Below are 17206 nucleotides of genomic sequence, written 5' to 3'. Positions count from 1 at the left end.
AATTCGGGGGGACCGGATCTCAACTGCCGCTTCCAGGCGCTCTCGCCTGCCCGAGGAGTAGTCGTTCCATGAGCGAGCACCGTCGCAAAGCGCCGCAACCGCAAGGTGGCGGGCGTGCAGCGGCCAGACGAGCCGCCCAACAGCCTGCTGGACGTCGCACCGACTCGTCACGCAGAGCAACATCTGCATCACCTTCCGAAGCGCACGGCGAGGAGCCGGCGTACGGAGGCCGTGCCGAGGCCCGCCGCGCCGCGCAGCGCGGCGGAGGCAGGCGGCGGGGGGCCGGGGACAGCACCGGTCACGAAGGCCGCGGCCGGGGCCGCGCAGACTCCGGCAAGAAGCGCTTCATCGACTACCCGAGAGCCGGAAAGTACGGCTTCCGGCGCTGGGTGCCCTCGTGGAGGCTGGTCTCCGGACTGTGCCTGGGCTTTCTGGGTCTCATGATGGGTGCGGCCGGCATCGCGTACGCGCTGGTGGTTCCGCCCGAGATCAACGACCTCGCCAAGGCCCAGAACAACGTCTACTACTGGGCCGACAACACCGAGATGGTCGCCACGGGCGGGTCCGTCAACCGCCAGGCGATCGAGTACGCCCAGATCCCCGAAGCGATGCGGAACGCCGTCATCTCGGCCGAGAACAAGACGTTCGAGACCGACCGGGGCATCGACCCCATGGGTATCGCCCGCGCGGTCTGGAACATGGCCAAGGGCGGTGAGACCCAGGGCGGTTCGACGATCACCCAGCAGTACGTGAAGAACTCGCGCCTGACCCAGGACCAGACCCTGAGCCGGAAGGTCAAGGAGCTCTTCATCACGCTCAAGGTCGGCGAGACGGTGGGCAAGAAGGAGGTCATGGAGGGATACCTCAACGTCTCCTACTACGGCCGGGGCGCTTCCGGACTTCAGGCCGCGGCGCGTACGTACTACAACAAGGACGCCCAGGACCTGGACGCGAGCGAGTGCGCCTTCCTGGCGACGCTGCTCAAGGGCGCGAGCTACTACGACCCCGCGGGTGCTCCCGATGTCGACCCGGTGCAGGCCACGAAGGAGAAGAACACCGCGCGGGCGAAGGCACGCTGGAAGTGGATCCTCGACGAGGAGGTCAAGGACGGCCGGCTGAGCGCCGCGGAGCGCGCCAAGTTCAAGACCTTCCCGATGCCCCAGCCCAAGAAGGCGGACGCCAAGCTGGGCGGCCAGACCGGTTACCTGGTCGACCTCGCCACGAAGTACTTCCTGGCGCACAACGACCAGAACGTCACCGAGAAGGAACTGGCCCTCGGCGGCTACGAGATCCACACGACCTTCGACAAGAACAAGGTCGAGCAGCTCGAGAAGTCGGTCGAGCGGGTGTACAAGGAGAAGATCGACGAGGAGAAGCGCCCCGACCTGGACTCGCACGTCGAGTTCGGCGGCGCGTCGGTGGACACCGAGACGGGCGCCATCGTCGCCACGTACGGCGGCCAGGACGCGACGGAGCACTACACCAACAACGCCGACGCGACCGGTGCGCAGGTCGGTTCGACCTTCAAGCCGTTCGTGCTGGCGGCCGCGATGCAGTACGGGAAGCGCAACCCCGCCGGCGGCGAGACGCAGAGTGAGTCGGAGCGCAAGATCGTCTCGCCGAAGAGTGTCTACAACGGCGACAACAAGCTGCAGATCAAGAAGTACAACGGCGAGGTCTGGCGCGACAAGGACCAGAACGACTGGCGCCAGACCAACGACGGAGACCACGACTACGGGCCGATCACCCTGCGGTACGCCATGCAGGAGTCCGCGAACTCCCCGTACGTCCAGCTCGGCATGGACGTCGGCACCGACAAGGTGAAGCAGGCCGCCCTCGACGCGGGACTGCGCGACGACCAGTACCTGGCGGACTCGAACTACCCCTCGTTCTCCATCGGCACCTCCTCGCCGAGTGCCATCCGGATGGCGGGCGCGTACGCCACCTTCGCCACCAGCGGCAAGCAGCGCGAGCCCTTCTCGGTCACCGAGGTGAAGCATGAGGGCACGGTCATCTACCAGCACAAGACGAAGACCGAGCCCGCGTTCTCGAGCGCGATCGCGGACAACGTCACCGACGTGCTGAAGAACGTCGTGGAGAACGGGACCGGTACGCCTGCCCAGCTGGAGGGGCGCGACGTAGCCGGGAAGACCGGCACCACCGACGGCAACAAGTCGGCGTGGTTCGTCGGCTACACCCCCCAGCTGTCCACGGCCGTCAGCATGTTCCGGCTGGACGACGACGAGACGAAGAAGAACCGCGAGTTCCTGGAGATGTTCGGGACGGGCGGCGAGGAGAAGATCCACGGTGCCTCGTTCCCCGCGCAGATCTGGCACGACTACATGGCCGAAGCGGTGAAGGGCACCAAGGTCGAGACCTTCCCGAAGCCGGAGCCCATCGGCGACCTGGTCTACGGAGGCGGCGCGGCCAGCCCCAGCCCGACGCCCAGCCCGACTCCTTCGCCCTCGGCGTCCAGCGAGATGCCCGAGAGCCCCTCGCCCACCCCGACCTCTCCGTCCCCCTCGCCGAGCGAGACGTGTGCGCCGCTCGACTGGGAGTGCAAGAACAACCAGAACGGCGGGACCACAGACGGATCCTCGGACGGCGGGACCTCGGACGGTGGTACCACTGACGGCGGTACCACCGACGGCGGGACCACCGACGGTGGTACCACGGACGGCGGGACCACCGAAGGCACGACGGAAGGCACGTCGAACGGCAACGGCAACGGCAACGGCGGGTTCCTCGGAGGCGGCGGATAGCGGTACGGAGGGCGGCGGCCGGCGCCACCGCCCTCCGGGACCCCGCTGAGGGCCCCGCACGCGCACGACGAGGGCCGTCGGCACCAGCCAGGTGCCGACGGCCCTCGTGTGTCCCGCACGCGGCCCACGCCCGTACACAGCGCCGTACGGCAGGATGTGCGGCATGCCAAGCGCAGAAGACACGAGCGTGCACCAGGAGCTGTCCGTCGTACCGCCCACGCGGCAGGACGAGATCGCCGCGGCGGGGAGCGAGCTGATCGGCGGGCCCGCGGGCCGCTGGGCGCGGTTCGGGACGGGGCCGCTCACGCCGGTGCGCGTCATCGTGCTCGTGATGATCGGGATGTTCGCACTCGGCATGGTGCAGAAGATCCCCTGCTACGACTGGGCGTGGTTCCGCGGCACCAGTTCGCAGTACACGCACGCCTGCTACTCCGACATCCCCCACCTCTTCGTCGGGCGCGGCTTCGCCGACGGCCTCGTGCCGTACGCCGACCGGCTCAGCGGCGACATGGCGTACCTGGAGTACCCGGTCCTGACCGGCCTCTTCATGCAGATCGCGTCCTGGCTGACGCTGACGTCCTCGTCGGATCCCGTCCAGCAGCGGGAGCAGATGTACTGGATGGTCAACGCGGGCCTGCTGATGATCTGCGCGGTGATCCTCGTCGTCTGTGTCGCCCGCACCCACCGGCGCCGGCCGTGGGACGCCCTGCTGGTCGCTCTCGCTCCGGCTCTCGCGCTCACCGCGACGATCAACTGGGACCTGCTGGCCGTCGCCCTGACGGCCGCCGCGATGCTCATGTGGTCCCGGGGCAGGAACCTCGCCTTCGGCATCCTCATCGGACTGGCGACCGCCGCGAAGCTCTACCCCGTGCTGCTCCTCGGCCCTCTGCTGGTCCTGTGCTGGCGGGCGGGGAAGTGGCGGGCGTACGGGGCCGCGCTCTTCGGGGCGGCGGCGGCCTGGCTGCTGGTGAACCTTCCTGTCATGGTCTACGCCCCCGAGGGGTGGAAGAAGTTCTACACGTTCAGCCAGGAGCGGCAGATCGACTACGGCTCGTTCTGGCTGGTCATCACCCAGCGCACCGGCAGGCCCATCGACATCGGCACGGTGAACACGGCTTCCGTCCTGCTGATGATCGTGCTCTGCGCGGGGATCGCCGGCCTCGCCCTCACGGCCCGGCACCGGCCGCGCTTCGCGCAGCTCGCGTTCCTGGTGGTGGCGGCCTTCATCCTGACGAACAAGGTCTACTCGCCGCAGTACGTGCTGTGGCTGATCCCGCTGGCAGCGCTGGCCAGGCCCCGCTGGCGGGACTTCCTCGTCTGGCAGGCCTGCGAGGTCATGTACTTCCTGGGGATCTGGTTCTACCTCGCGTACACGACCAGCGGCGACAAGCACCAGGGGCTGCCGCAGGAGGGCTACCAGGTCGCCGTCGCCCTGCACCTGCTGGGAACGCTCTACCTCTGCGCCCTCGTCGTCAGGGACATCCTGATGCCGGAGAAGGACCCGGTGCGGCGCGACGGGTCCGACGATCCGTCGGGCGGGGTGCTCGACGGCGCGCCGGACCGGGTCGCCCTGGCACAGGTGCACACCCACCCGGCCCCGCACGCCGAACCCGCGGTCGAAGGACCGCGGGTCGAGTGGGGGGCCTCCGGCCGGGAGGACTCCCGGTAGGGACCGTCTACCGGTCCACGAGGCGGTCGAACTGGGTGGTCGTGTGCCGCAGATGGGCCACCAGTTCGTCGCCGACCCTCGGCTCCTGCGCGTCCGAAGGCACGAAGAGGATGGACACCTGCATGTGCGGCGGCTCGGCGAACCAGCGCTGCTTGCCCGCCCAGACGAACGGGGACAGGTTGCGGTTGACCGTGGCCAGCCCGGCGCGCGCGACACCCTTGGCACGCGGCATCACGCCGTGCAGGGCCTTCGGGGCCTCCAGGCCGACGCCGTGGGAGGTCCCCCCGGCGACGACCACCAGCCAGCCGTCCGACGCCGCCTTCTGCTGGCGGTAGCCGAACCGGTCCCCCTTGACGACGCGCGTCACGTCGAGCACCGCGCCCCGGTACTCGGTCGCCTCGTGGTCACCGAGCCAGAGCCGTGTGCCGATGCGCGCGCGGAAGCGGGTCTGCGGGAACTGCTGCTGGAGCCTGGCCAGTTCCTCGGCCCGCAGATGGCTGACGAACATCGTGTGCAGCGGCAGCCGGGCGGCACGCAGCCGGTCCATCCACGTGATGACCTCCTCGACCGCGTCCGAACCGTCCGTGCGGTCGAGCGGCAGGTGCAGCGCGAAGCCTTCGAGGCGTACGTCCTCTATGGCGGCGTGCAGCTGGCCCAGTTCCTCCTCCTTCACGCCGTGCCGCTTCATCGAGCTCATGCACTCGATGACCACCCGCGCGCCCACCAGGGCGTGCACGCCGTCCACGGAGGAGACGGAGCGGATGACACGGTCGGGCAGCGGCACCGGCTCCTCGCCCCGGCGGAAGGGCGTGAGCACCAGGAGGTCGCCGCTGAACCAGTCCTTGATGCGGGCGGCCTCGTAGGTGGTCCCGACGGCCAGCGTGTCGGATCCGAAGCGGATCGCCTCGTCGGCCAGCCGTTCGTGTCCGAAGCCGTATCCGTTGCCCTTGCAGACCGGCACGAGCCCGGGGAACTGGTCGAGCACGGACTTCTGGTGCGCCCGCCAGCGCGCGGTGTCGACGTAGAGGGAGAGCGCCATGGCCGGCCCGGAACCTTTCTGGTGGCTGCGGTGTGAGAGAGAGGGGGAACTGATGGACGGGGGGTCGGGACGCGGTCAGCGTCGCGACATGTACATGTCGAGCGCCTTGTGCAGCAGCTTGTTCAGGGGGAAGTCCCACTCGCCGACGTACTCGACGGCTTCCCCGCCGGTGCCGACCTTGAACTGGATCAGACCGAAGAGATGGTCCGTCTCGTCCAGGGAGTCGCTGATCCCACGGAGGTCGTAGACGGTGGCGCCCATCGCGTACGAGTCGCGGAGCATGCGCCACTGCATGGCGTTGGAGGGGCGGACCTCGCGGCCGATGTTGTCCGACGCGCCGTACGAGTACCAGACGTGCCCCCCGACGACCAGCATCGTGGCGGCCGAGAGGTTCACGCCGTTGTGCCGCGCGAAGTACAGCCGCATGCGGTTGGGGTCCTCGGAGTTGAGTACCGTCCACATGCGCTGGAAGTACGAGAGCGGGCGCGGCCGGAAGTGGTCGCGCACGGCGGTGATCTCGTACAGCCGCTGCCACTCGGCGAGGTCCTCGTAACCGCCCTGGACGACCTCGACGCCGGCCTTGTCGGCCTTCTTGATGTTGCGGCGCCAGAGCTGGTTGAAGCCCTTGAGCACGTCCTCGAGCGAGCGGTTGGCCAGCGGGACCTGGAAGACGTAGCGGGGCTGTACGTCGCCGAATCCGGCGCCGCCGTCCTCGCCCTGCTGCCAGCCCATCTTCCGCAGCCGGTCCGAGACCTCGAAGGCACGGGGCTCGATGTGGCTGGCCTCGACGTCACGCAGGCGCTTCACGTCGGGATCCTGGATGCCCGACTTGATGGCGGCCGAGTCCCAGCGGCGGATGACCACGGGCGGGCCCATCTTCACCGAGAAGGCGCCCTGCTGCTTCAGGTGGGCGAGCATCGGCTGGAGCCACTCGTCCAGATTCGGGGCGTACCAGTTGATGACCGGGCCCTCGGGAAGATAGGCGAGGTAACGCTTGATCTTGGGCAACTGGCGGTAGAGCACCAGGCCGGCGCCGACCATCTCGCCGTTCTTGTCGAACCAGCCGAGGTTCTCCGAACGCCACTCGGTTTTCACGTCAGCCCACGCCGGGACCTGGCAGTGACTGGCCGAGGGCAGACTCTGGATGTAGGCCAGATGCTGTTCTCGGCTGATGGTCCTCAGGGTCAGGCTCATGCGGGGCGCTCCTCGGCAGGTGTGTCCCCATCGGTCAGGGGCTCCGGCTCTCGCGCCGAAGCCTACTGTGACCGACGGGCGCCCGGTCTGGCCCGTCTGGACCGGATCGGGCGCCACTCCCGCGGGACCGCCCCGTTGTGCGCTGCGTGGGGCGGTCGGCCTCGCCTGGTGCGGCTGTGCCGGTCAGGTGACGACGCCGCCGAAAAGGCCGCCGTGTGCCATGCCGAGATAGAAGCCGACCGCGGACGATCCGATCCCCATGATCAGACCGAACCGCTCCCAGGTGGTCCTGGAGATGTACTGCCCGTAGACACCGGTCAGGATGCCGATCAGCCCGGCCCACGAGCTGATCAGGTGCAGGCTGTGGAACATCGCCGTGACGAACGCGAGGATCCCGAGGACCCCGGTCACCACCATCAGCGTTTCCTGGAGCGGATGCGGCTTGCCATCCGTCGCGAAGAGCGATCCGGTGGCCGGACGGGTCGCCCGGCGAGGGACAGGGCTGCCGGCGGGTCGGAGTGTCTGTGCCATGGAGCACCTCCTGGCGGGAAGGGCGGTGCAATGTAGCGCCTCTCACACCGCATCTGTCTCGATTGTGCGCCCTGAACACCGGATTTCAACCGGAAGCCTGTCTGCGGGTACTCTGTACGGTCTGCACCGGTGTCTGCCCTGAGCCAGCACTGCGGCCCCCCTCGACTCTCGAAGACGGGCGTTGTCAGTGGCGGCTGTTTTACTCGGAGACACTGATGCTCACGCATCACGACCCTCCTGCCACGGAACGACCGTGGCCGCTGAGTCCAAAGGAGGTGGGTTCCACATGCGTCACTACGAAGTGATGGTCATCCTCGACCCCGATCTCGAGGAGCGAGCAGTCTCCCCGCTGATCGAGAACTTCCTCTCCGTCGTCCGTGAGGGCAACGGAAAGGTCGAGAAGGTCGACACCTGGGGCCGTCGTCGTCTCTCTTACGAGATCAAGAAGAAGCCTGAGGGCATCTACTCGGTCATCGACCTGCAGGCCGAGCCTGCGGTCGTCAAGGAGCTCGACCGACAGATGAACCTGAACGAGTCGGTCCTCCGGACCAAGGTCCTCCGTCCCGAGACCCACTGAGCATCTAGCTCAGCGGTCATCGGGTTCGAGTAGCAAGCAGCCAGAAGCAATCCCGCCGAGAGGTTCACCATGGCAGGCGAGACCGTCATCACGGTCGTCGGCAATCTCGTCGACGACCCCGAGCTGCGCTTCACCCCGTCCGGTGCGGCGGTCGCGAAGTTCCGTGTCGCGTCCACTCCCCGCATCTTCGACCGGCAGACCAACGAGTGGAAGGACGGCGAAGGCCTGTTCCTCACCTGCTCGGTCTGGCGTCAGGCGGCGGAGAACGTCGCGGAGTCGCTCCAGCGAGGCATGCGCGTCGTCGTGCAGGGCCGGCTGAAGCAGCGGTCCTACGAGGACCGTGAGGGCGTCAAGCGCACGGTCTACGAGCTGGACGTCGAGGAAGTCGGCCCCAGCCTGAAGAACGCCACGGCCAAGGTCACCAAGACCACCGGTCGAGGTGGCCAGGGCGGCGGCCAGGGTGGATACGGCGGCGGCCAGCAGGGCGGCGGCAACTGGGGCGGCGGTCCCGGTGGCGGCGCCCCGCAGGGCGGCGGCGGTGCTCCCGCTGACGACCCGTGGGCCACCGGCGCTCCGGCCGGCGGCCAGGGCGCGGGCCAGCAGGGCGGCGGGGGTGGCTGGGGCGGAAGCTCCGGCGGCTCCGGCGGTTCCGGCGGCGGCTACTCGGACGAGCCTCCCTTCTAGGGCTGCTCGTACCCCACTTCTTGATCACACAGGAGAAACACCATGGCGAAGCCGCCTGTGCGCAAGCCTAAGAAGAAGGTCTGCGCTTTCTGCAAGGACAAGACCCAGTACGTGGACTACAAGGACACGAACATGCTGCGGAAGTTCATTTCCGACCGTGGCAAGATCCGTGCCCGCCGCGTCACCGGCAACTGCACGCAGCACCAGCGTGACGTCGCCACGGCAGTCAAGAACAGCCGTGAGATGGCGCTGCTGCCCTACACGTCCACCGCGCGATAAGGGAAGGGTGACCGAATCATGAAGATCATCCTCACCCACGAGGTCACTGGCCTCGGTGCCGCCGGCGACGTCGTGGACGTCAAGGACGGGTACGCCCGTAACTACCTGGTTCCGCGTGGCTTCGCCATCCGCTGGACCAAGGGTGGCGAGAAGGACGTGGCGCAGATCCGCCGCGCCCGCAAGATCCACGAGATCGCGACGATCGAGCAGGCCAACGAGATCAAGGCCAAGCTCGAGGCCGTCAAGGTTCGTCTGGCTGTTCGCTCCGGCGACGCCGGCCGCCTCTTCGGCTCCGTCACCCCGGCCGACATCGCCTCGGCGATCAAGTCTGCCGGTGGTCCGGACGTCGACAAGCGTCGCGTCGAGCTCGGTTCGCCGATCAAGACGCTCGGTGGGCACCAGGTGTCCGTCCGTCTGCACCCCGAGGTTGCCGCGAAGCTCGGTATCGAGGTCGTTGCTGCCTAAGGGCACAGCTCAGCAGAGCTAGGTGAAGGGCCGCACCCTCTGGGTGCGGCCCTTCGTCGTGCTGCTCGTCGGGTTGTCCCGCGCTTCGGGGGCGTCGTTGCCTGAGGGCGCCTCGTTTCACGTGAAACGAGGCGCCGGGCGCCCGGGCGCCTACCGGAGACCGGCTGTCGAGGAGCGGCGGAGGGGCGATCAGCGGGTGGCGCCGGTCACGATCCAGCGCCCTGACCGCATGCGCAGCCAGAGCGTCAGCAGGCGGACCGCCATCATGAGGGCCATCGCCCACCACAGTGCGGTGAGGCCCCCTCCGAGGCTGGGGATGAGCAGAGCGACCGGGGCGAAGACCGCCAGAGTCAGGATCATGGCCCACGCGAGATACCGGCCGTCACCTGCCCCCATCAGCACTCCGTCCAGGACGAAGACCACCCCGGCGACTGGCTGGGAAAGGGCCACCACGAGCAGGGCGGGCAGCAGGGTGTCCCGTACGGAGGCATCGGCGGTGAACAGCGGGATGAACAGAGGTCTGGCGAGCACGATCAACAGCCCGAGGACCACACCGGAGGCGATGCCCCACTGGACCATGCGGCGACACGCCTCACGCGCCCCCTTGGCGTCTCCCGCCCCCAGGTAGCGGCCGATGATTGCCTGTCCCGCGATGGCGATCGCGTCCAACGCGAAGGCGGCGAGGCTCCAGAGCGACAGGATGATCTGGTGAGCGGCGATGTCCGTGTCGCCGAGCCGAGCGGCGACAGCGGTGGCGATCATCAGCACCGCGCGCAGAGAGAGCGTACGGATGAGCAGGGGGGCGCCGGCCTGGGCGCTGGCCCTGATACCCGCGACGTCGGGCCGCAGGGAGGCTCCGTGCCGACGTGCTCCCCGCACCACGACGATCAGATAGGCGACGGCCATGCCTGCCTGGGCGATGACCGTGCCCCACGCGGAGCCGGCGATGCCCAGCCCGGCGCCGTAGACGAGTACGGCGTTGAGAGCTCCGTTGGCGGCGAATCCGCCGATGGCGACGTACAGCGGTGTACGGGTGTCCTGAAGTCCACGCAGGACCCCGGTCGCCGCCAGCACCACGAGCATCGCGGGAATGCCGAGACTGGAGATCCGTAGATAAGTGATGGCATACGGGGCCGCGGTGTCGGACGCGCCGAAGACCTCGACCAGCCAGGGAGCCAGGGGAAGCGTGGCCGCGACGACGACGGCGCCGATCAGGAGCGCGAGCCAGATGCCGTCCATGCCCTGACGAATGGCGGATGCCAGATCTCCCGCCCCGACACGGCGGGCGACGGCGGCCGTCGTGGCGTACGCGAGAAACACGAAGATGCTCACGGCCGTGGTCAACAGGGCTGCGGCGACCCCGAGGCCGGCCAGTTGTGGAGTGCCGAGGTGGCCGATGATGGCGCTGTCCACGATGACGAAGAGCGGCTCCGCGACGAGCGCGCCGAAGGCCGGGACGGCGAGTGCGATGATCTCGCGGTCGTGTCGTCGGCGGGAGGGCGGCTGCGCTGTGGAGGCCTTGGTCATGGGTGTCAATCTAATCTTCCACAGGTAAGAGATGCAATGTGTCTGTGGCCCTTACTTCTGCCCGGGTTTCGGGTTCGGCCGGTGGTCGGTTCCGGTGATCTTGTGCCGGGGCCAAAAGTTTTTCTCCCCCACAGCCGGTGGACGGAGAAAGCCCAGGTCAAGCTGGTTATGGCCAGCCGCGTATGACTTTGTCCACAGTGCTGTCCCCCGGTCCGTGCACAGGATCGCGTGGGTTCTCCACAGCATCTGGTCCGTCGTCCACATGCCCTGTGGATAACCAGATTGGCTGACGGTGGAGACCGGCCTACCGTGGTGCGGCGCCCGCACTCCGTTCCGGCTTGGAAACCAGCAGAACTTGACGCGCCGGAACCGGAGTCGGGCGTCTTGTTTGTCGGTGCCGTGCCGTAAGAAAGAGTGGCACGGCTAGGTCCGCGAAGCGGACGGGAGGAGGTGGCCCGGTGAGCATTCCCGAGCCTTTGGACGATCCCTGGGCCGATGTCGGTCCCAGTGACCGTCTGCCCGTCTCCCGTCAGCGCCGCGGAGAGGGCAAGGGCCGCGACGAGCAGCACGAGCGAGGCCGGGAGAGCGGCTGGGACGGCGGTTCGTCCGGCTTCGAGCGAGTGCCTCCGCAGGATCTCGACGCCGAGCAGTCCGTCCTCGGCGGCATGCTGCTCTCCAAGGACGCCATCGCCGACGTCGTGGAGATCATCAAGGGCCACGACTTCTACCGCCCGGCACACGAGACGGTCTATACGGCGATCCTCGACCTGTACGCCAAGGGGGAGCCCGCCGACCCGATCACCGTGGCGGCCGAGCTGGTCAAGCGCGGCGAGATCACCAAGGTCGGCGGGGCGCCGTATCTGCACACGCTCGTGCAGTCGGTGCCGACCGCGGCCAACGCCTCGTACTACGCCGAGATCGTCCATGAGCGGGCCGTCCTGCGGCGCCTCGTGGAGGCCGGCACGAAGATCACCCAGATGGGATACGCGGCCGACGGTGACGTCGACGAGATCGTGAACTCGGCGCAGGCCGAGATCTACGCCGTCACCGAGCAGCGCACCAGCGAGGACTATCTGCCGCTCGGCGACATCATGGAGGGTGCTCTCGACGAGATCGAGGCCATCGGGTCCCGCAGCGGTGAGATGACCGGTGTGCCGACCGGCTTCACCGACCTCGACGCCCTCACCAACGGCCTGCACCCCGGCCAGATGATCGTCATCGCGGCCCGTCCCGCCATGGGTAAGTCGACCCTCGCCCTGGACTTCGCCCGAGCGTGCTCGATCAAGAGCAACCTCCCGAGCGTCATCTTCTCCCTGGAAATGGGGCGCAACGAGATCGCGATGCGCCTCCTGTCCGCCGAGGCCCGGGTCGCCCTGCACCACATGCGCTCCGGCACGATGACCGACGAGGACTGGACGAGGCTCGCCCGGCGCATGCCGGATGTATCGGCCGCTCCGCTCTACATCGACGACTCGCCGAACCTCTCCATGATGGAGATCAGGGCGAAATGCCGACGCCTCAAGCAGCGCAACGAGCTCAAGCTGGTGGTCATCGACTATCTGCAGCTGATGCAGTCGGGTGGTGCCAAGAGAGCCGAGAGCCGTCAGCAGGAAGTCTCGGACATGTCGCGAAACCTCAAGCTGCTCGCCAAGGAGCTGGAGCTTCCCGTCATCGCCCTCTCGCAGCTGAACCGTGGTCCCGAACAGCGCACGGACAAGAAGCCGATGGTCTCCGACCTGCGTGAGTCGGGTTCGATCGAGCAGGACGCCGACATGGTGATCCTGCTGCACCGGGAGGACGCGTACGAGAAGGAGTCCCCCCGCGCCGGCGAGGCGGACCTGATCGTGGCCAAGCACCGTAACGGCCCGACGGCGACGATCACGGTGGCGTTCCAGGGCCACTACTCCCGCTTCGTGGACATGGCCCAGACCTGAGTTTTCCGCTGCGGAGTCTCCGCATTCGTGGCCAGATCTCACGACCGATGGCCGAGCGACGGCATATCGGACACGAATCTGAGACCGGCAGGTCAAGCTGTCCACTCGTAGAGGTGACCGGGCTCCGAGCTGGTGCCTGCCCGGCGTCCGCCGCTCCGCTCAGGTGACCCAGATCCGCGGGAAGCTCTCACCGCCTTGTCTCGTATCTGGTCAGGACCACCCCGTCGGGAAACGTCCGCGTCTCCACCAGGTTCAGGTTCACCCAGCTGTCCAGCACGGTGAAGAACGGCGTGCCGCCGCCCACCAGGACCGGCGCGGTGGCCAGCACGTACTCGTCGATCAGTCCGGCCCGCATGGCCGCCCCGGCGAGTGTTGCGCCGCCGATGTCCATCGGGCCGCCGTCCTCGGCCTTGAGCCGGGCGATCTCGGCGACCGCGTCTCCGGTGACCAGGCGGGTGTTCCAGTCGGTCCTGTCGATCGTCGAGGAGAACACCACTTTGGACGTGTCCCGCCAGCGGCGGGCGAACTCGATCTCCGCCGGGGTGGCGTCGGGCTGCTGGTCACCGGTCGGCCAGTACGAGCTCATCGTCTGCCACAGCTTGCGCCCGTACAGCGTCAGGTCGGTCGCCCGCAACTGGTCGGACCAGAACTGGAACAGCTCGTCGCTCGGCACGCTCCAGCCGATGTCGTCGCCGGGTGCGGCGACGTAGCCGTCCAGACTCAAGTTCATGCCGTAACTCAATTTCCGCATGACGCCAGCCTTCCGTGAGTCGGTCTCACGCGTACAGACCGACACGGCGCGGGAAACTCATCGGAGATCGGCATGCCATCGGCTCATAGGCGGGGAGACCCTACGTCGGCGGCTCCGGGAAGCCGTGTGACCCCGGCCGCGGCCGTGGTGTCAGGACGACGGCGGCCTGACACCACCGCGCACGCCCTTACGGCATGCACTCCGCGAGCAGGGCGACGACGTCGTTCCAGGCCCGTCGAGCGTGCTGCGGGTGGTGGCCGACGCCGGGGAGCACGGTCTGCTCGACCGGCGGGTGGTGGAAGGCGTGCAGGGCGCCGCCGTAGACCATGAGGCGCCAGTCGACGCCCGCGGCCTGCATCTCGGCGGCGAACGCGTCGCGTTGTTCCGCCGGCATGATCGGGTCCTCGGATCCGACCCCGGCCCACACCGGGCAGCGGATGCGGGCGGCATCGCCGGGAGGGCCCGTCGTCAGTGCGTTGATCGTCGCGATGAGACGCAGGTCGACACCGTCGCGCCCGAGTTCCAGGGCGATCGCGCCTCCGGTGCCGTAGCCGACAGCGGCGATCCTGCGGGGGTCGGTCCGTGGTTCGGCGCGCAGCACGTCCAGAGCCGCGTGGCCGATGTTCCGCATCCTGCGGGGATCGGCCAGGAGCGGGTTCACACGGGCCAGCATCTCCTGGGGGTCGGTGAACCAGCGCCCGCCGTGGATGTCGAAGGCCAGCGCCACATAGCCCAGTTCGGCGAGGGCGTCCGCGCGTCGGCGCTGGAAGTCGTTCAGGCCCGGCCCCTCGGGCCCGATCAGTACGGCCTGCCGTCGGCCGGTGCCGGCCGGGAGCGCCAGATGCCCGATCATCGTCATGCCGTCGGCCGGATACTCGACCGTGCGTGTCGTCACCGTAGTCATGGACCGGACGGTAGTGAGGACCGGGGCCGGTTGGGGCGGACTTGCCCATCAGCAGAAACGGGGTCGGGCTCGGCGCAGACTGGGCAGGCTCGGCGCAGAAGGGGCAGGCTCGGCACAGACGAGGGCGGGCTCGGCACAGACGGGGGCGGGGGAATCGCGCTCTCCTGGCGCCTTTCTCCGGAGCGCCTCTCGTTGCACGCGTGCCTTCCCGGTCGCCCTGAATCACCTCACTGAGCCCGAACACCGTGCCCTGCCGGGCACGGGGTGCGGCTGATGCCGGGAGCAGCCGGCGGCGCCCGCGAAATGAGTTCGTCAGGCGGTGAAGGCCCGGGTCATCCTTGAGCATGACCTCATCCGATTCACTGCTTCCCAGTACCTGCCGAGCCCTGTTGCACCGCATCGCCAGGGCGCAGGCCGAAGGCCGGGCACCGTCCCTCGTCGCCGCCGTCCAGCGCGAGGGGCAGGTCGCCTGGAGTGGTGCCCGGAGCTGTGTGGACGGCCATGAACCCGACGGCGACACGCAGTACAGGATCGGTTCCATCACCAAGACGTTCACCGCGGTTCTCGTGATGCGTCTGCGTGACGAGGGACTGCTCGATCTGGACGACCAGTTGGAGAAGCATCTGCCCGGTACGGGGGCAGGGCAGGCGACCATCTTCCAACTCCTGGGACACAGCGCCGGGCTGGCGGCCGAGACGCCGTCCCCCTGGTGGGAGCGGACGCCGGGGACCACCCGCCCTGAGCTGGCGGATGTGCTCGGTGAGAGGCCGGTGCTCCACCCGGGGGGGGCACGGGCACCATTACTCGAATCCCGGTCCGCACGCGTCGGCTCCGCATGCGGGAGGATGGGCGGTTCACCCATGGGCGGATGTCATGCTGCCCGAGCCGGCCGAGGACCTGGGACTGATGGCGCCCGCGGGGCAGCTCTGGTCGACCACCACCGATCTTCTCCGCTTCGCCTCTTTCCTGGCGCGGGGTGATGAACGTGTGCTGAGCGCGTCCTCGGTCGAGGAGATGCGTGCCCCCGCCGCCCCGCCCGAGGCCGGCGACTGGACAGGGGCCTATGGGCTCGGCCTCCAGTCGGTACGGCGGCAGAGCCGCACATTCCTCGGCCACTCGGGCTCGCTGCCGGGCTTCCTTGCCACCCTGTGGTTCAGCGTCGAGGACGACGTGGCTGCCGTGGTGCTCGCCAATGCCACCTCGGGTCCGCTCACGGGCACGGTCGCGGGGGACCTGGTGGAGATCGTCGCCGAGGCGGAGCCGAGGATCCCGGAACCCTGGCGCCCCATGCCTGAGGTCGACGACGAGCTGCTGGCGCTGACCGGCCCCTGGTACTGGGGGACCTATGTGTACGGCCTGAAGCTTCTGGCGGACCGTGGCCTGGAGCTCCTCCCGTTGCGAGGCCCCGGTCGTTCTGCCCGTTTCAGGGCGTGCCCGGACGGGACGTGGACGGGCCTCAACGGTTACTACGCGGGAGAGACGCTCCGGGCCGTGAGAGCCGCCGACGGCTCGGTGGACCATCTCGATCTGGGTTCGTTCGTCTTCACCCGGGAGCCGTACGACCGGAGCGCCGCTGTCCCTGGCGGTGTGGACGACGGTGGCTGGCGAGGCCTCCCCGTCTGAGCCCGGCCGTCGTTTCACGTGAAACGACGGACCAGCCGGGCCGGGTGTGAGCCCTTCGCTCCGTGAGGACGGCTCAGGCGGTCAGCTCGCGCTCCAGAGGCGTGCGGAAGCGGGGAGTGATCCGGGCGTCGCCCACCCAGGCGGACAGTCGGGAGGCCTCCGCCTCGATGAGCTGTGCGGCTTCCCTGCCCACGTCGGAGAGCAGCCGCCAGACCGGCTCGCCGTCTGCCCGCTGGGCCCAGCCGCCGACGATCTCGCCGTTCCACCAGACTGTGGGCCCGATGTTGCCGGCGCGGTCGAAGAGCGCGGGACGATGGGCGGCGGGCAGGTGGAATCCGCGGTCCGCCCATCCCATCGCGCTCGGGTCCAGGCCGGGCAGCAGCGCAGCCCAGGGCTCAGGAGGGGGCTCCGCGGCGTGATCGCCCGGGGCCACCCAACCGGACGCTCCGCTGTCGAGCAGAACCTCTTCGGCACCGGTGGCGGCCAGAGCCGCACGCGTCTGGCGGGTGCCCCAGCCCGTCCACCACTTGAGGTCGGCCTCCGTCGCGGGACCGTACGAGCGGAGCCAGCGGCCGGCGACGTCGGCCCGTGCCCGGTCGGGGTCGGTGGCGGGCCAGGGCTCGGAGGCCGTCCAGCGGAACTGGCTGGAGGTCCAGGAGCCGCGCGGCCGATCCCGCCGGATGCGCCCGTCGGCGGCCAGAACACGGATCACGCGGGAGGCCACGCCCTGCACGGTCTCCTGCCTGGTGCCGGGAAAGACGGTGATCTTCGTCCGCAGCGCCGGTACGGCGGCTGAGAGCTCGCTTCCCGTGGCCCGGCCGAGGGAGGCCAGAGCGGCGACGGTGTCCCGCTCGGTGTCGCCGAGCCACCGATCGTCCAGCCCCTGCCCGTCCTCCCGTAGATGCTTGAGAAGCCGTCGACGCTCGTCGGCTGCCACGGAGCGGGCATTGGACGCGTCGACGGCGGGCGCGACCTCCGTGGACACCGTGAAGAGGGTGTTGCGCATGGACAGCAGCCGCACCAGGGAGACGTCCTCGTAGAGCGCCCGCTCCACCGCTGCGACCGAGGGATCGGCCAGTCTCGCGCACGCCGAGAGGTACACGGTGGCGGCATCGGTCGCGTGGAGGGCCACCACGGCGTCGGCCACCGTGACCACGGAGGCCGCCCGCACGGAGGGAGCCAGCAGATGGCGTCGGCCGAGCCTGGCCCGGCGTTGTGCGTCGTCGATGCGGTGCACGTGCTTCCTTCCGCAGTGCTGAGAGCCGCC

Annotated in this window: 14 protein-coding genes and 1 pseudogene; 8 read left to right on the top strand and 7 right to left on the bottom strand. The window is 68.8% G+C overall.

Features of this window, described 5'->3' with window-relative positions:
• The first annotated feature begins 68 nt into the window (after window positions 1-68).
• Both ABZY45_RS21120 and ABZY45_RS21115 read left to right on the top strand, forming a co-directional pair.
• Window positions 69-2762: a transglycosylase domain-containing protein gene (locus ABZY45_RS21120; RefSeq protein WP_356741946.1), complete on the top strand. Its 2694-nt coding sequence runs from the start codon at window positions 69-71 to the stop codon at window positions 2760-2762.
• Window positions 2763-2925: 163 nt separating this feature from the next.
• Window positions 2926-4431, top strand: coding sequence for a glycosyltransferase 87 family protein (locus ABZY45_RS21115; RefSeq protein WP_356741944.1), 1506 nt, complete (start codon window positions 2926-2928; stop codon window positions 4429-4431).
• Window positions 4432-4438: 7 nt separating this feature from the next.
• On the opposite strand, the gene ABZY45_RS21110 is transcribed toward ABZY45_RS21115, so the two are convergent.
• The 3 genes from ABZY45_RS21110 to ABZY45_RS21100 form a co-directional block, all read right to left on the bottom strand.
• Window positions 4439-5470 carry an alanine racemase gene (locus ABZY45_RS21110; protein ID WP_356741943.1) on the bottom strand — a complete coding sequence of 344 codons (1032 nt, stop codon included), beginning with the start codon at window positions 5468-5470 and terminating at the stop codon, window positions 4439-4441.
• Window positions 5471-5545: 75 nt separating this feature from the next.
• Complete coding sequence (locus ABZY45_RS21105; RefSeq protein WP_356741942.1) at window positions 5546-6664, bottom strand: peptidoglycan bridge formation glycyltransferase FemA/FemB family protein; 1119 nt, start codon at window positions 6662-6664, stop codon at window positions 5546-5548.
• A gap of 183 nt (window positions 6665-6847) precedes the next feature.
• On the bottom strand, window positions 6848-7195 hold the full coding sequence (locus ABZY45_RS21100; protein WP_356741941.1) for a hypothetical protein: 348 nt from the start codon (window positions 7193-7195) through the stop codon (window positions 6848-6850).
• Between the two features lie 286 nt (window positions 7196-7481).
• Between ABZY45_RS21100 and rpsF the strand changes: the two genes are divergently transcribed.
• The 4 genes from rpsF to rplI all read left to right on the top strand — a co-directional run bounded on the left by rpsF (window position 7482) and on the right by rplI (window position 9200).
• The gene (gene rpsF / locus ABZY45_RS21095) at window positions 7482-7772 is read left to right on the top strand and encodes a 30S ribosomal protein S6 (RefSeq protein ID WP_006604399.1); all 291 of its coding nucleotides are present in this window, start codon (window positions 7482-7484) and stop codon (window positions 7770-7772) included.
• A gap of 69 nt (window positions 7773-7841) precedes the next feature.
• The gene (locus tag ABZY45_RS21090; protein ID WP_356741939.1) at window positions 7842-8456 is read left to right on the top strand and encodes a single-stranded DNA-binding protein; all 615 of its coding nucleotides are present in this window, start codon (window positions 7842-7844) and stop codon (window positions 8454-8456) included.
• A gap of 42 nt (window positions 8457-8498) precedes the next feature.
• The gene (gene rpsR, locus ABZY45_RS21085; RefSeq protein WP_003967857.1) at window positions 8499-8735 is read left to right on the top strand and encodes a 30S ribosomal protein S18; all 237 of its coding nucleotides are present in this window, start codon (window positions 8499-8501) and stop codon (window positions 8733-8735) included.
• 18 nt (window positions 8736-8753) lie between these two features.
• Window positions 8754-9200, top strand: coding sequence for a 50S ribosomal protein L9 (rplI, locus tag ABZY45_RS21080; RefSeq protein WP_014155197.1), 447 nt, complete (start codon window positions 8754-8756; stop codon window positions 9198-9200).
• A 189-nt stretch (window positions 9201-9389) separates the two neighbouring features.
• Here rplI and ABZY45_RS21075 read toward each other — a convergent pair whose 3' ends face one another.
• A complete protein-coding gene (locus tag ABZY45_RS21075; protein WP_356741938.1) occupies window positions 9390-10727 on the bottom strand; it encodes an MATE family efflux transporter in 1338 nt (445 codons plus the stop codon).
• A 476-nt stretch (window positions 10728-11203) separates the two neighbouring features.
• On the opposite strand from ABZY45_RS21075, the gene dnaB reads away from it, so the two are divergent.
• Window positions 11204-12661: a replicative DNA helicase gene (gene dnaB / locus ABZY45_RS21070; RefSeq protein WP_356742080.1), complete on the top strand. Its 1458-nt coding sequence runs from the start codon at window positions 11204-11206 to the stop codon at window positions 12659-12661.
• A 187-nt stretch (window positions 12662-12848) separates the two neighbouring features.
• On the opposite strand, the gene ABZY45_RS21065 is transcribed toward dnaB, so the two are convergent.
• Window positions 12849-13412: a dihydrofolate reductase family protein gene (locus tag ABZY45_RS21065; protein ID WP_356741937.1), complete on the bottom strand. Its 564-nt coding sequence runs from the start codon at window positions 13410-13412 to the stop codon at window positions 12849-12851.
• Between the two features lie 187 nt (window positions 13413-13599).
• A complete protein-coding gene (locus ABZY45_RS21060; RefSeq protein WP_356741936.1) occupies window positions 13600-14316 on the bottom strand; it encodes a dienelactone hydrolase family protein in 717 nt (238 codons plus the stop codon).
• Between the two features lie 344 nt (window positions 14317-14660).
• On the opposite strand from ABZY45_RS21060, the pseudogene ABZY45_RS21055 reads away from it, so the two are divergent.
• Window positions 14661-15939: pseudogene (locus ABZY45_RS21055) on the top strand (serine hydrolase domain-containing protein).
• Between the two features lie 73 nt (window positions 15940-16012).
• Here ABZY45_RS21055 and ABZY45_RS21050 read toward each other — a convergent pair.
• Window positions 16013-17176: a winged helix DNA-binding domain-containing protein gene (locus tag ABZY45_RS21050; protein ID WP_356741934.1), complete on the bottom strand. Its 1164-nt coding sequence runs from the start codon at window positions 17174-17176 to the stop codon at window positions 16013-16015.
• Window positions 17177-17206: the final 30 nt, after the last annotated feature.

Origin of the sequence: Streptomyces sp. NPDC006516 (assembly GCF_040611875.1) — a bacterium.
Taxonomy (GTDB): Bacteria; Actinomycetota; Actinomycetes; order Streptomycetales; family Streptomycetaceae; genus Streptomyces.
The sequence above is the reverse complement of the archived record's forward strand: the minus strand, read 5'-3'. Positions and strand labels throughout refer to the sequence as shown.